Raw genomic sequence first — 13,076 nt, 5'->3', positions numbered from 1 at the left:
CCCGGTCAGGCGATCGCGGTGCGCAGGGCAAACCAGCCGGTCGCCGGGTCGGCGAAACCGTGATAGGTCAGGCGAATTCGCTGGTCCACCTGGAAGTGCCGATACACGGCGAGCATGGCGCGGCGGATGGCTTCCTCTTGGAAGTCCTCGGTGCGCCGGAATCCGATCGGGCGCTCGGGAAGCAGGGCGAGCCGGGTCATTTCGGCGGGATCGTCGAGATCGAGCCCGACCGGTGCGGTGTCGGTGATGTGCCGATCGTGCAGGATGGTGCGGATCTCGTGCGGGTCGGGCAGGCCGGACCGGAACGCCCGGAATTCGGTGCGCACCAGCGGGCCCGGATCGGCATGGGTCGAGTCGGTCTGCACCAGGTCGACCAGGTCGGCATCCGGGGTCGGCGCGGCGGTGCCTGCGGCGAGCGGCGCCTGTTCGAGCAGGTGCAGAATGCTGCCGCCGGGGATCAGCGGTTCGGGCGCGAGGAACAGGGTGACGGTGGGGCAGGTGCACCCCTGGCCGAATAGGCAGATCTTCAGGTGCGATGGATCGGGCATGCCGCCTCCTCCGGGAAACGGGCCTGCTGCTGCGGCCCTGGGCGGGTCGGGTCTGGGAGATATGCCGATCGCGGAATTGCCGTGGCGCTCCTGCGGTCGACCGTGCCGCTGTTTTTCAGTGTAGGAGCAGGCCGCGACCTGCGAAGAGGAACGGTGAGGCCCTGTGTCGGCCTAACGCACCGGAAAGTCGAAGAACGTCTTCGGGAACGGCTCGTCCTTCAGGGTGAAGTGCCACCATTCTTCGGCCAGATTGGTGAACCCGTGTTCTTCCATCAGCTCGGTCAGCAGCGCGCGGACGGCTCGCTGGGTGCCGCCGACCGCCGGATTCGCGGTGTGCGCGGCCGGGTCGAAGCAGTCGTAGCCGGTGCCGAAGTCGAGGATGTTGTCGCGGAACCGCTGCTCGGTGGGCAGGAAGCATTCGCGCAGCGGATCCCCGTCCCGATACGGTTCCGGGTCGGCCGCGGGCAGGGCGACGATGGCGAGGTCCACGGTGCTGCCCCGGCTGTGCCCGGATTTCTCGGCGATATAGCCGTCGCGGAACAGATTCGCCTTGTCCACGGCGGGATAGAACTCTTTCTTCATCTTCACATCGCCGAGATCCTTCGCCCACGCGACGAAATGATCGACGGCGCGCTGCGGCCGGTAGCAGTCGTAGGTCTTGAGCGAGAGGTTCATCGGCTGCAATTCCCGCTGCACCGCCGCCAGCGCCGCGGCCGCCTGCTTGGTCAGCAAACAGCGGGGCGCCTCGTAACCGGCCACCCGGGTGCCGAGAAAGTTGTGCTCCCCGTAATAACGCGCGTCGACCAGGATCGTCGGCTCGACGTCGGTGACGGAGACGAAGGCGGTCTCGTCGGCCATCGGCGTGGTCGCGACCGGAGCGTTGGTTTCCGCGGGCGCGTCGGGTCCGGCATCCCCGCAGGCTGCGAGGGCCATGACCAGCACACCGGCCAGTGTCGCCGATCCGAGGCGCCGCAACGACGGAACAAGGCTCATGTTTCTCCTCGCGATCAGCCTGGGGTGCAACCACATTCGCCGACGGTGACGAGCATGGCACAACCCCGGTGGTCAGGACAGGCTTCTCGACTTACGCATTCCGGACGATCTTGTCAGCCCTCGGCCCGGTGTCACAGGTTCGGCGTATTTGTGGGTCGGGTTCCGAAGCACGAGTGTTTCGGCGGATACTGAACGGGTGACGCTTGGCGACGACGTCTCACCGGAAGTGGTGAGCGCGATGGAAGAGACCATCGGCATCGACGCGTGCGCCGAGCCCGGCTGGTTCCGCTTCTGGTTTGCCGACCAGCGGTGGGAATGGTCCGATGAGCTGGCGGCGATGTACGGGTACGAGCCGGGGACCGTGAAACCGACGACCGAGCTGCTGTTGTCGCACAAACACCCGGACGATCGGGAGCATGTCGCGAGCTGCATCGCCGCCGCGGCGGAAACCGGGCAACCGTTCTGTGGCAGGCACCGGATCATCGACACCAACGACGAGGTCCGTGAGGTCGTCGTGGTCGGCGACCTGATGGTCGACGAGGACGGCACCGCGGTCGGCACTTCCGGCTACTACGTCGACGTGACCGAACGGCTCGAGGAACAGCGGCAGGAGGTGCTCGAGGAGATCCTGCCGGAGGTGATCGAGGCGCGCGCCGTGATCGAGCAGGCCAAGGGCGCGTTGATCCTCGCCTACGGGGTGAACGCGGATCAGGCGTTCCGGGTGCTGCGCTGGCGCTCCCAGGAGACCAACACCAAGCTGCGTGACCTCGCCGCGCAGTTCGTGAACGAACTCCGGATGCTCAGCAAAGACAGCGCGGGGTTCCGCAATCGCTTCGATCACCTGCTGCTGACCGTGCACGAACGCGTCGACGCCTCCTGATTCAGTGTCCGGTGGTGGCCAGGGCCAGCACCAGCGGCAACGCCACGAGCGTCAGGCAGGTGATGGCGTTGGTCCACTTGTAGGCGACCACGATCGCGACGAACTCACGCAGGATCGCGCTCGGCAGGTAGTAGAAGGCGGTGTGCGCGCCGGTCACCTCGGCGTCCAGCTTCAGCCTGCGGGCCAGAATGGCCGTGCGCAGCACATGAAAGTTGCTGGTGACCAAGACCATTCGGGTCGACGTGCCGCGCTCGCCGAGCAGCCGTTTGATGAAGAGCAGGTTCTCCCGGGTGGTGGTCGACCTGGCCTCCGTGGCCACGCTGTCGTCGGGTATGCCGCGGGCCCGGAGATAGTCCGCCATCGCGGCGGCCTCCGATACCGCCTCGTCGCACCCTTTACCGCCACTGGCGATGATCACCGGGCGGCGGCCCTCCGCGAGTTCGGCCCAGTAGATCTGGATCGCCCGGTCCAACCGGCTGGCGAGCAGCGGCGACACGCGCGCGCCGACCAGGCCTGCGCCGTGCACGACGATCGCGTCCATTCCCGGTTTGTACGGCATCGATCCGTAGAGCAGCGAGTACAACACGAAGCCGGTGAAGACGAACCCGAAGTAGCTCACCGCCATCGCCAGCGACGCCAGCAGGACCGAGCGCAGGCTGCCGGTAGCGATGGCGACGCCCAGCAGCACATAGGGCACCAGCAGGACGATCCCCGGACCGATCGAGAGCAGGTTCGCGATCCGCAGCCCCTCGCGGCGCACCATCTGCATGCCGTTGGCGAGCAGCAGCCCGGCCAGCACCAACACCACCAGCGGTGACAGCACCACGAGCAGCCCGACCAAGGCGCGCGTCAGATCGATGTCGTTACCCGAGCTGAGCGCCCACGCGCCGAGTAGCGCCACCCCTAGCAGCAGATAGATTCCGTTGCTCAGCCGCCGCCGATCCAGATGGAACCGAAGTGCGAAGACACCCAACAGAACCAAGCCGACAGTGAGCAGGATCACCCGCGCACCGTAGCTGGCGTGCCGTCGCCGATCGCATCGGGGGCGGGATTCGCCCGGTGTCCACGGACGGATTGTCCGATACGTCCCAACGGATTCGCGCCGATCCGGTGCTGGTCAGAGCTCAGCGGGTGGTGTGCCCGAAGATTTGGTGCCCCCCGGGTGGGCGATGTGCAGCAAGTAGTCGACTTTTGCTCGGAGTTCCGGTGGCGCGAGGTCCAGCGAAGGGAGTTCGGCGATCAATTGCGCGGCCAGCGCACGCAGTTTGACGTTGGTCTCCTGCGAGCGGCGGCGCAGCATGCCGAACGCCTGCTGCGCGTCTACCCCGTAGACCAGCATCAACGCGCCCTTCGCCTGTTCGATCACCGCACGGGCGGCCAGCAATTCGGGGGAGGCGCGCCCGAGGGACGGCTGGCCACGTTCCTCGAATACATCGCTCATACCGGGGGACTACCCAGCGGACCAATTGTTATGGGGCCGTTGGCCAACCTTCACAAAAGAGATGAGGACTGGTCGGTTCGCTATCCGAGGCGGTCCAACAGCCAGCCGGGTCCGACGGTGTCCGCGCCGAGCGCTGCGACGCGATCGCGCAGTTCGCGGTCGGCCGTCACGACGGTGATCGACCGCGTGCTGTCCTGCTCGACGGCTGCAGCGACAACGTCGACGATCGCGTCGTCTCCGGAGCTGGCTGCCTGCACCACCCGCACGTCATCCACCTCCGGATCCGCCGCCTTCGCTTTGCCTTCGAGCACGACGACCAACTCGACAGGTTGCTCGCGCCGCAACGCCGAAGCCGACAGCTGCTCGAGTAATCTTCGAGCCGCTCCCGCACGATCGCGCCACCAGCCATCCGGGCGCGAGCCGATGACATTCGCGGCATCCACCACAATCAGCTGAATTCCGTCCGTCACGCGCCCAGTCTCCTCGCTGCTCAACGGGGACCGCTACCGAGCCGGGCAGCCGCACCTCCCGGATGGGCGTACGGGTCGGTGATCTCGCGCAGCGCGGTGAGGGCGGCGCGTAGTTCGCGCATGCGTCGGGTCCCGAGGTGTGCGGCCCACTCCGCTTCGATCCGGTCGGCGATCGAGTTCGCGAACACCGCCACCTTCCTGCCCCGCTCGGACAGCCGGACCAAGCGCGCGCGACCGTCGGTCGGGTCGGCGACCCGCTCCACGTACCCGGCGCGTTCGAGCTGGTCGACCAGGAACCCCGCGGTCTGCTTGGTGATCTGCGCCTGCTCGGCCAACTCGGTGAGGCGGATGCCGTCGCGGCTGATGCGCTGCGCGACCCGGCCCTGCGCCACGGTGATGTCGGTGAACCCGGCCGCATGCAGCTCGGCGAAGATCCGATCCTCCATCGACCGGTGCGCGATGAACATCAGCAGGCCCGCGTTCAGGTCGGCGTCGGCCATTCCACTCCTTGACAATAGTACGATCCGCTGACTAATTTAGTCAGTGATGCTGACTAATGCTACCGGAGGTGCCCGATGTCGGCGAACACATCACCGCTGCTCGACCGCGAGGCCAGCTGGCGGGTCATCGAACAGCAGCGCCTCGCCATCGCCGACGTGCTCGCCGAGCTGACACCGGCGGAATGGGAGCTGCCGTCGCTGTGCGCCCGCTGGCGGATCCGCGACGTCGCCGCGCACATCGCACTGACGCCGCACCCGCCGTCACTCGGCGCCCTGTTCGTCGCCGGTCTGCGCGCGAACGGGAACTACAACCGGCTCATCGACGACCTCACCGTGCGCGCCGCCGAACGCCCACCCGCTGAGCTGGTCGGGATGCTGCGCACGCACGCGTCGTCCCGAAAACTGCCGGGCCCCACCAACTATCGCAACATCCTCTTCGACACCATGGTGCACGGCCAGGACATCGCCATCCCGCTGGGTCGCACCATCGAGCTCCCGGTCGACGCGGCCGCGACCGGCGCCACCACCGCGACGGAGATCGGCTGGCCGGTGTGGAAGAAACACCGCCTCGACGGATTCGCGTTGCGCGCCACCGACATCGACTGGTCCTACGGCGCAGGCATCGATGTCCGAGGTCCGATCGCGGCGCTGCTGCTGGTGGTCACCGGCCGTCCCGCCGGGTTGGCACAGTTGACCGGCGACGGCGTTCCCGCACTTGCGCGGCGCACCGGTGGCCCGTTAGGCGCCCTTGGTGGATGACGCGGACACCGCCCGGCCGGGCTCTGCCTCGTCCAGAGCTTCGTGCAGGTTCTTGATGACGCCGCGAGCCAGCGCGTTGTTACCGACGCCGCCGACCACGGCGCCGATGCCCGCGGGGATCACCTTGCCGAACGCGAGCGCGCCCCGCTTGACGATGAATTGGACGAGGAACCGCTTGATCGGCGAGTCGTCCATCCGCCGGATGATCGGAAGCTTGTTGGCCAGCTTGGTATCCCACTGTTTGGCCGAGCGGCCCGCAGCGCCGAGGCCCTCGGTTCCCGCTTGGCCGAGTACAACCGCCGAGACGAGCGGCGGCCGCGGGGCCGTGGCCTTACTGCCCGAAACTTCGGTAGCGCCAACGGCATACACCGTCGAGGCCTCGATGAAGAACACGGTGTCCGCTCCGGCCGCGGCCAACCCGACCAGGGTGCCGACACCCGGCACCGCCGCGCTGAGGCCGACGACCACGCCGCTGGCGGTCACCGCGATCAAGTAATGCCGTCCGAGCCGGTCGACGATCTGCTCGGGGGATTCGCTCGGATGCCTGCCTCGGACGAAGCCGGTGTACTTGCGCACCAGCGGTGCCTGCGCCCGCGCCGACTTGTCGATCAACGAGACGACACCCTGATCAAGGAACTTCCGCAGCATTGCTCACAGCCCTTCCAGCCGGCTACTTCCATCGCGACATCTGTCGACCACCCAGTGGACCCGCCCGAGCCTACGGTCGTCACGCTTCGATACAGGTAATCCCCGTCACTTCAGTTCTAAACATGACGGCGCGGCAGGCGGCTCAAATCACACCGTGGCGTACCGCGTGGGCGACCAGCTGGGCCCGGCTGCGCAGATTCATCCGCCTGGTGACGCCGTAGATCACCGTTTTCACCGTGCGTTCCGAGTAGTTGATCCGTCTGGCTATCTCGGCGGTGAAACCGTCGGCGAGCAGCCGGATCACCTCGATCTCACGCGCGGTCAGGCTCGCGGCGGTCAGCGCGTTGGGGGTGAGCACCTCCCGATGCAGTCGTTCCAGTTGGCGCAGCAGTTCGCCGAGTAGATCCGGTGCGATGAGCCCGGCGCCGGCCGCTGCGGCTGCGACCGCTGCGATCACTCGGTCCGGGGTGGCGGCCGCGCGGGGGAGTATCGCGACGACGCGGCACTCGGCGACCATCAGCAAGTAGGCCGGATCGACGTCGGAGACCACCAGGACCACCGGGCAGTCCGCCTGTTCCGCTGAATCACGCAGCAACGCAAGCGTTTCCGCGGTGACTCGGTCTGCGGCGACCACCCGTACCGCCGCTCGTGCCGTCTCGTCACCGGAAACGACCTGCACCTCTGCCCGTCCACGCAGCGACGCCAGCACGCCCATGCGGGTGATCGGATCCGTGGTGTGCACAGCGACACGGACGCGCCCGGACACCGGCGCCGAGGTTCGCGGGTCCCGGTCGGCGCTGAGTTGCGCGGTGATGTCGACGTGCTCGCTGTGTCCCATTCGAAAACCATGCGGCCGACCGATACTCAGCCGACAGGTCATCCGGTGCTCAATACCTGCCACCTCGGAAATTGAGCAGGTTCTGGTCTGGCACCTGAGCTGGCTCGGCGCCGAAGGTAGGCAGCGGCCCGTCCGCCAGGGCAGGTGTTGTCGACCAGAGAGGATCGCTGATGACTGTCGTCTTCGTTCATGGTATGCCGGAGACTGCCGACGTCTGGGATGGCGTGCGGGCACACCTCGGCACCGACAGTGTCGCTCTAGCGCTGCCGGGATTCGGTCGGGGCAGGCCGGATTCGTTCGTTGCCACCAAAGATGGGTACGCGGCGTGGTTGGAGGCCGAGCTGCGGCGCATTCCCGGCCCGATCGATCTGGTCGGCCACGACGTCGGCGCTCTGCTCGTCTATCGGATTGCGACTAGTTCCGATGTGGCGCTGCGTAGTTGGGTTGCCGACGGGGCGAGTGCCCTGCATCCGGACTACGGGTGGCACGAGCTCGCCAAGACCTGGCAGACCGTCGGTGCCGGTGAGGAATTCGTCCGGCAGGCCGTCGTCGCCGACCTCGATGCTCCGGAAGGTGTTGCGACGGCGCTGCGTTCGCTCGGCGCGCCCGACGCGCAGGCGCGGCGGATGCATCAGCAGTTCGACGCGCGCATGGGCCGGGCGGTGCTGGACTTCTATCGTTCCGCGGTCAACCCGTACCGCGATTGGGGGCACCAGCTGAAGCGAACGTGCGCACCGGGACTCGTCGTCAACCCGGTGCACGACCGGTTCGACGATTACCTGCTTGCCGCCGAAGTCGCTGGCCAGCTCGGTGCGACGTTCTACATCATGCCGGACGCCGGGCACTGGTGGATGCTGGAGCAACCGGCGGCGGCCGCGACGGCGTTGCGCGACTTCTGGGAGTCCTTGTTTCCCGGTCAGCGGAATCCCTAGGGGGACTTGCCCGTCCGTACCCATTCCTCGAGGGCGGGCCTGGTCTGCGCGGACAGATAGCCGATCCGGCCGCCGGTGCGGTCGGGTCGGGTGAAAAGGGCGGTCGGGGCCGCGTTGGGCGCGGGTCGCCAGATCACTTCGGGCGGCACGCCCCGGCTCGCCAATCGGGTGAGGCGGCGCTCCGTATCCTGTTCCCAGCAGCCGTAATACAGAACCTTCTTGGTTGCCGGGCTGGCGAAGATGCTGTCGCCGGTGGCCTGGATCAGCTCGTAGTAGGGCGGTTCCGTGCGCGACATGGCCGTGGTCAATTCGAACGAGCGCGTCGCACGGTCGCTGACTTCCATCAGTGGAATGCGTTGGGTAACAGGGTCCGTGAACCCGATGCCGAGTCCGTCGGCGAAACGCGCGATGGCGGCATCGAGGTCGGGGACGACGATGCCGAGGCGGAAGAAGATGAGCGGAATCGTCAGGCCGACGTCAGACAAGGTCACCGTTCAATTCGTGTCGCCAGAGCAGCTCGCTCATCCGCTCCACCGCGGTGGTGAGATGGCGACGGTAGGTGCTGAAGGGCAATCCGAGCAGCTCGGCCGCCACCTCCTGGGTCGGCGCTCCACGGAAGTGCGCGATCGTCACCGCGCGGTGCAGCTTCTCGCCGCCGCGCTGCCCGAGCAGTCCCTGCGCGGCGTCGGCGAGAATCTCGGTCAATGTCTTGCCGCTCTCGACGACGAGCCTGCTGCGGTTGAGCGGATTGTCGGCGAGTGCCGTCGGTTGCCGCAGCGTGCGCAGGGCCTCGCGGATCGCCGCGTCGAACTCCGGCCGGGACAGCACCACCAGTTCGCCGCGGGCGGGCACGGCCCCAGCCATCGCGGCACCCGACAGCATGGACTCGGACTTCTGCTGTAGCCACGGGCCCGGGGGTTGGGCGCGCCAATCGTGGGCGAACAGGGCGTACCGATGGTCGCCGACAGTGGGCGGCGCGGCAGTGGGCAGCATGTTGATGTCGCCGAGGTGGTCGTTCCAGTACCCGTCGTCGCGCATCACGACGAAAGACCAGGCCAGCCGTTCGCCGCGGATCATTTCCCCGGTCGCGCGCCACTGCGCGAAAGTGGTTGACGCGGCGGGCCGCTGATACGCCACACCGTCGATGGTGAAGCGGGCCAACGCCATATATTCACCCGGCCGGAGCGGTCCGTTGGCCCGCGCGTGGTTCCACGCCTCGGCGACGACCGGATCTATCTCCAGCCCTTCGGGTTCGGCGAGTTCGAGCCAGGCGGAGAAGCCGGCAAGTTCTCCGGTGTGAGTGGAGTAGTAGACGCGAAACGCCTGGGGTTGGTGGTCGAGCCAGAAGGCCGCTATCGCTGCGGACTCCGGCCCTTCGTGCTGCTCGACCAGAGCAAGCACCCGTTCCCGCTCGCTCGGCGGATAAGGATGGTCTTGCACGAGTCCGGTCTCGCGCCAGATATTGAACTCCGACATTTGCCGATCGGTGCGGTAGATGAAGATGAGCGCGCCGGTGGACTGGACCAACTGGGCGTGTGGCGCCGAACGCAGCTGTGCCAGATGCAGTTCCCGCATCCGGTGGTGCATCTCGGCGAAACCCTCGGGGTCGCGCCATTTGAGGTCCGCCTCGAGCGCCTCCCGCACCACGTCGTGCGGGAACAGTCCCGTGTCCGTCGACTCGATGAACGGCTGCACCCGCAACCATGCGAACAGCTCGGCGGCCGCGTCGCCGAATACCGCCCGCAGCAACGATTCCGAGGTGACATAGGCGTGCGCACACATCTCCAAGACCTTGCGGTGCTCGGTGCTGGGTGTGTCGCCGACCAGTTGGTACAGCAACGTGGCGATGGTGTCCTGGCTCGGTTTCCAATCCGCCGCCACCGCACGGTCTTTCACGGCCACCGCCGCGGCGAGCGCGAGCGCGAGCGGGTTGCCGCCGGTGAAGCCCAGCAGGGCTTGCTGTGCACTCGCGGGCACCTGGCGCACGTGCAGGAACTCGGCGGCTTCGTTCGGGGTGAGGTTGCGCAAGGCGGTGACCTGGAGCAGAACGGCCCACCCCGGGTCGGCGGCACACAGCGGGTCCGGAGCGGCTCGTCCGGCGATCACCACGATGGCACCGACCGGCAACTGCGGGAGAAACCGTTCCCACAGCCAGCCTTCGAGACCCTGGCACATTTCGAAGGTATCGACGAGCAGCACCGTGCCTGCCTGCTCGACCGCGATCCCCGCGGCCGTCGTGAAGCCTTCCGGTGTGCGCGTGACGGTGCGACCGTCTACTTCGACCACCGACCTGCCCGCTCGGCGTGCTTCGCTCGCGAATCGTCTGAGCAGAGCGGACTTTCCGATGCCGCCGGGTCCGTGTAGGTAGTGGACCGGCCGGGCGGTCGCGGTTCCGGCCAGCGCCGCCCTGAACAGCTCGAGTTCGAGATCGCGCCCTACGAACGCCCGATCACGCCCGGCGGCCAAGCTCTGGGCCAGTAGCGCTCGGCCCTCGGTCGCACTCATAACTCTCCTTCCGGCGCGGCGGCCGTCGTGGTGACAACGCTATCGACAGTGTCCCGGACTTGCATCGTGGACGATGTAATTGGGATGCCTCCGGGACCTGGTTGGTTCCCGCGGTCCCACCCGAGGGTGGGACCGGCCGGGCTCATTGCCCGGAAAGGAAGTCGAGCAACAGCTCGTTGACCCGCTCCGGCGCTTCGAGTTGCATCCAGTGACCGACGCCGTCGAGGCGTTCGTAGCGCCACGACCCGCCGACATACTTCTCGGTTCCGGTCATCGATTCCTCGGTCAGGTACCGATCTTCGCTGCTCCACACCCCGAGCATCGGCGCGAGTACCGGCGGCAGCGCGGGCGGCTCCACCAGCAACTGCGGTCCGGCGCCGGTGCGGTACAGGCCGAGGCTGGTACTGAGTGCTCGCGGATCACGCAGTCGCTCGATGACCTCGTAGAGGTCGGGATGGGTGGCCAGCCATTGCCGAGCATTGGCGAAATCGTCCTGCGCCAACCATCTTTCGGCGATCCCGGAGAACTGGAACAGCAGGAAGTACCAAGACTTCTCGCGTTGGGCCAACCCCGCGTCCACGACGGCTGCCGGGCTGGCGACCGACAAACAGGTGAGGCTGGCCACCCGGTCCGGGTAGCTCGCGGCCAGCAGGTAAGCCAGCGAGGCGCCCCAATCGTGGCCGACGACATGCGCCCGTTCGACGCCGAGCTCGTCGAGCACTCCGACGAGATCGGCGAGGTACTCCGTGAGCTCGTACTGCGCCAGATCCACCGGCTTGTCCGAAGCACCGAAGCCGCGCAGATCGGGCACGATCGTGCGGTACCCGGCGGCGTTCAGTGCGGGAACCTGATAGCGCCAACTGGCGTGTGTGTCCGGAAAGCCATGCACCAGAAGGACATCCGGTCCAGAGCCGCTCACCTGAACCTGGAGTTCGATGCCATTGGTTTCGATACGCATTACTCGGCTCCGATCGCGGCCAGCAGCGCCGTGCGGGACGGGCCGGACGAAGGATAAGGCGCTGCGCCCGCACCCAGTTCGATGATCCGATCAACGAGACCCGGTGTGGCCAACGCCTGTTCCGGTGAGCTCAGCATCGAGCCGACCTCACCGAACGCCCGCAATACCCCCGGATCGAGCAGTTTGGCCACCTCGATCGCCTGCCGAAGATTCCATTCTTGGTCGTCGGTTTCGTAAGGCACGCCATTGATTTCACTGTCGATCTGCGCGAGCCGGTGCCGATCCCACGCGGCCGAAGCCTGCTGCACCGGTGCGAGGGTGGCCTCGGTGATCTCGTCGAACCGCAGTGCCAGCTTCTCCAGATCCTCGAAACCCACTTCCCGCAACACGTCACGAAGCAGCGCCGCATGCGTCATCCCCATCGTGATACCCATGCCGAACGTCGGATTGGTTGTCGCCCAGGCATCTCCGATGCTGAGCAGTCCGGTCGCCACCGGCCGTCCATCGACCACGAACCGGCGATACCGTGATTCCATGCCCGCCATGGCGAGCACCCCGGTGATCGGTTCGCCGTAAGTGGCCCAGTGCGCCATATCCGGATACAGGGCTACCGCCCGCTGCCAGGCCGCCGGATCACTGAGCCCCCGCATCGCACGGTCGCGACCGGAAACGAACAACGCCAGTGACCACGTTCCGGCATCACCCGGCACGGAGGTGATCCCGAGACTGTTGTGATGCTCGAGCGGCCACGGGGCCTGCGCAGGCATGGACCCATCGGGGGAGCGGAAGTACCTGCTGTAAGCCAGAAACCCGACCTCGTCCTTCTGCTGAATCGGAGCGGGCAACCCGAGATCGGTGAGCATCGCGGCGATGGGTGAGTTACGACCGAGCGCGTCGACGACCAGGTCGGCGGTGATCACCTCGCCGTCACCCGTGCGCACGCCGATGACGCGCGTCCCCTGCCCGGCCTCGGTCAGCAAACCCGCCACGGAAGTGCCACGGCGAACGGTGATCCCGTCGGTCTGTGCCGCAGCTATACCCAGCCCGGCCTCGATAACCGGTCGCCGAGCCGACAGCGTCTCGAACCGCTCATCGCCGGGCCTGCGGCCCCCGATGGTCGGCAGATCGAACGCGCCACCGAGCATGTTGTGCGATACGGCACCAAGCGTCTTCAGCTCGACCACCGCCTGCGGCAACTCCCGCACTAGCAGCTGATACGCGCCGGGCAACATGATGTGCGGATGCCGGAATTGATTGACCCCCGGCCGCCGCCACCGATCCCACACACCTTCCGCGCCACCACCCGGGTCCGCCACGTCTCGATCGAGCACCGTGACGCGCAGGCCCTCCGCCGCCAACAGCATCGCCGCCGTCAACCCGGTCGGCCCGCCGCCGAGCACCACAACGGTCCTCGTCTGATCTGTATCGCTTGTTCGCATGATGGATCCTTGAAAGTTGTTTCGGACTCTCGGCGCGGCACTCGTCCGGCCGCTGTCCACATTCGGCCCGTGCGGCGCTCACTTGCCAGACCAGAACCTGCTCACTTGTCTGTGTGGGCGTCGCACAGCTGCTCGAGGCGCCCGCGATGACAACTACCGCTCGGC

The 13,076-nt window shown here is 67.1% G+C and carries 15 protein-coding genes; 3 read left to right on the top strand and 12 right to left on the bottom strand.

What is annotated here, in order from left to right; all coding sequences use genetic code 11:
* Positions 1-5 precede the first annotated feature (5 nt).
* Positions 6-548 carry a hypothetical protein gene (locus tag NN4_RS05845; protein ID WP_135235358.1) on the bottom strand — a complete coding sequence of 181 codons (543 nt, stop codon included), beginning with the start codon at positions 546-548 and terminating at the stop codon, positions 6-8.
* A gap of 171 nt (positions 549-719) precedes the next feature.
* Positions 720-1,541, bottom strand: a complete 822-nt coding sequence (locus tag NN4_RS05840) for a M15 family metallopeptidase (RefSeq protein ID WP_222594992.1) — start codon at positions 1,539-1,541, stop codon at positions 720-722.
* A gap of 196 nt (positions 1,542-1,737) precedes the next feature.
* Here NN4_RS05840 and NN4_RS05835 point away from each other — a divergent pair, with 196 nt between their 5' ends.
* On the top strand, positions 1,738-2,421 hold the full coding sequence (locus tag NN4_RS05835; RefSeq protein ID WP_147128909.1) for a PAS and ANTAR domain-containing protein: 684 nt from the start codon (positions 1,738-1,740) through the stop codon (positions 2,419-2,421).
* A 1-nt stretch (position 2,422) separates the two neighbouring features.
* Here NN4_RS05835 and NN4_RS05830 read toward each other — a convergent pair whose 3' ends face one another.
* From NN4_RS05830 to NN4_RS05815, 4 genes are all read right to left on the bottom strand, one after another.
* Positions 2,423-3,424 carry a YdcF family protein gene (locus NN4_RS05830; protein WP_147128908.1) on the bottom strand — a complete coding sequence of 334 codons (1,002 nt, stop codon included), beginning with the start codon at positions 3,422-3,424 and terminating at the stop codon, positions 2,423-2,425.
* A 114-nt stretch (positions 3,425-3,538) separates the two neighbouring features.
* Entirely contained in the window at positions 3,539-3,862 is a 324-nt protein-coding gene (locus tag NN4_RS05825; RefSeq protein ID WP_147128907.1) for an ANTAR domain-containing protein, read from the bottom strand.
* Positions 3,863-3,942: 80 nt separating this feature from the next.
* Positions 3,943-4,332: an NYN domain-containing protein gene (locus NN4_RS05820; RefSeq protein WP_147128906.1), complete on the bottom strand. Its 390-nt coding sequence runs from the start codon at positions 4,330-4,332 to the stop codon at positions 3,943-3,945.
* A gap of 20 nt (positions 4,333-4,352) precedes the next feature.
* Entirely contained in the window at positions 4,353-4,832 is a 480-nt protein-coding gene (locus tag NN4_RS05815) for a MarR family winged helix-turn-helix transcriptional regulator (RefSeq protein WP_147128905.1), read from the bottom strand.
* A gap of 75 nt (positions 4,833-4,907) precedes the next feature.
* On the opposite strand from NN4_RS05815, the gene NN4_RS05810 reads away from it, so the two are divergent.
* Positions 4,908-5,591, top strand: coding sequence for a maleylpyruvate isomerase family mycothiol-dependent enzyme (locus NN4_RS05810; protein ID WP_147128904.1), 684 nt, complete (start codon positions 4,908-4,910; stop codon positions 5,589-5,591).
* Here the strand turns inward: NN4_RS05810 and NN4_RS05805 are convergent.
* Together NN4_RS05805 and NN4_RS05800 are read right to left on the bottom strand one after the other, a co-directional pair.
* Positions 5,571-6,239 (bottom strand): hypothetical protein, encoded by a 669-nt coding sequence (locus NN4_RS05805; protein WP_147128903.1) that lies wholly within the window; start codon positions 6,237-6,239, stop codon positions 5,571-5,573. The genes NN4_RS05810 and NN4_RS05805 overlap by 21 nt on opposite strands.
* Before the next feature lie 142 nt (positions 6,240-6,381).
* Complete coding sequence (locus NN4_RS05800; protein WP_147128902.1) at positions 6,382-7,077, bottom strand: helix-turn-helix transcriptional regulator; 696 nt, start codon at positions 7,075-7,077, stop codon at positions 6,382-6,384.
* A gap of 170 nt (positions 7,078-7,247) precedes the next feature.
* On the opposite strand from NN4_RS05800, the gene NN4_RS05795 reads away from it, so the two are divergent.
* Complete coding sequence (locus NN4_RS05795; RefSeq protein WP_147128901.1) at positions 7,248-8,009, top strand: alpha/beta fold hydrolase; 762 nt, start codon at positions 7,248-7,250, stop codon at positions 8,007-8,009.
* Here the strand turns inward: NN4_RS05795 and NN4_RS05790 are convergent.
* The 4 genes from NN4_RS05790 to NN4_RS05775 all read right to left on the bottom strand — a co-directional run bounded on the left by NN4_RS05790 (position 8,006) and on the right by NN4_RS05775 (position 12,911).
* Entirely contained in the window at positions 8,006-8,500 is a 495-nt protein-coding gene (locus NN4_RS05790) for a VOC family protein (protein ID WP_147128900.1), read from the bottom strand. The genes NN4_RS05795 and NN4_RS05790 overlap by 4 nt on opposite strands.
* The gene (locus tag NN4_RS05785; protein WP_147128899.1) at positions 8,487-10,514 is read right to left on the bottom strand and encodes an ATP-binding protein; all 2,028 of its coding nucleotides are present in this window, start codon (positions 10,512-10,514) and stop codon (positions 8,487-8,489) included. The genes NN4_RS05790 and NN4_RS05785 overlap by 14 nt, the downstream gene beginning before the upstream one ends.
* Before the next feature lie 142 nt (positions 10,515-10,656).
* On the bottom strand, positions 10,657-11,472 hold the full coding sequence (locus NN4_RS05780; protein ID WP_147128898.1) for an alpha/beta fold hydrolase: 816 nt from the start codon (positions 11,470-11,472) through the stop codon (positions 10,657-10,659).
* The gene (locus tag NN4_RS05775) at positions 11,472-12,911 is read right to left on the bottom strand and encodes an NAD(P)/FAD-dependent oxidoreductase (protein ID WP_147128897.1); all 1,440 of its coding nucleotides are present in this window, start codon (positions 12,909-12,911) and stop codon (positions 11,472-11,474) included. The genes NN4_RS05780 and NN4_RS05775 overlap by 1 nt, the downstream gene beginning before the upstream one ends.
* Between the last annotated feature and the right edge of the window lie 165 nt (positions 12,912-13,076).

It is taken from the genome of Nocardia ninae NBRC 108245, assembly GCF_007990755.1.
In the GTDB taxonomy this organism is placed as follows: domain Bacteria; phylum Actinomycetota; class Actinomycetes; order Mycobacteriales; family Mycobacteriaceae; genus Nocardia; species Nocardia ninae.
Note: the sequence above shows the minus strand (reverse complement) of the source record. Positions and strands in the feature narration are given on the sequence as shown.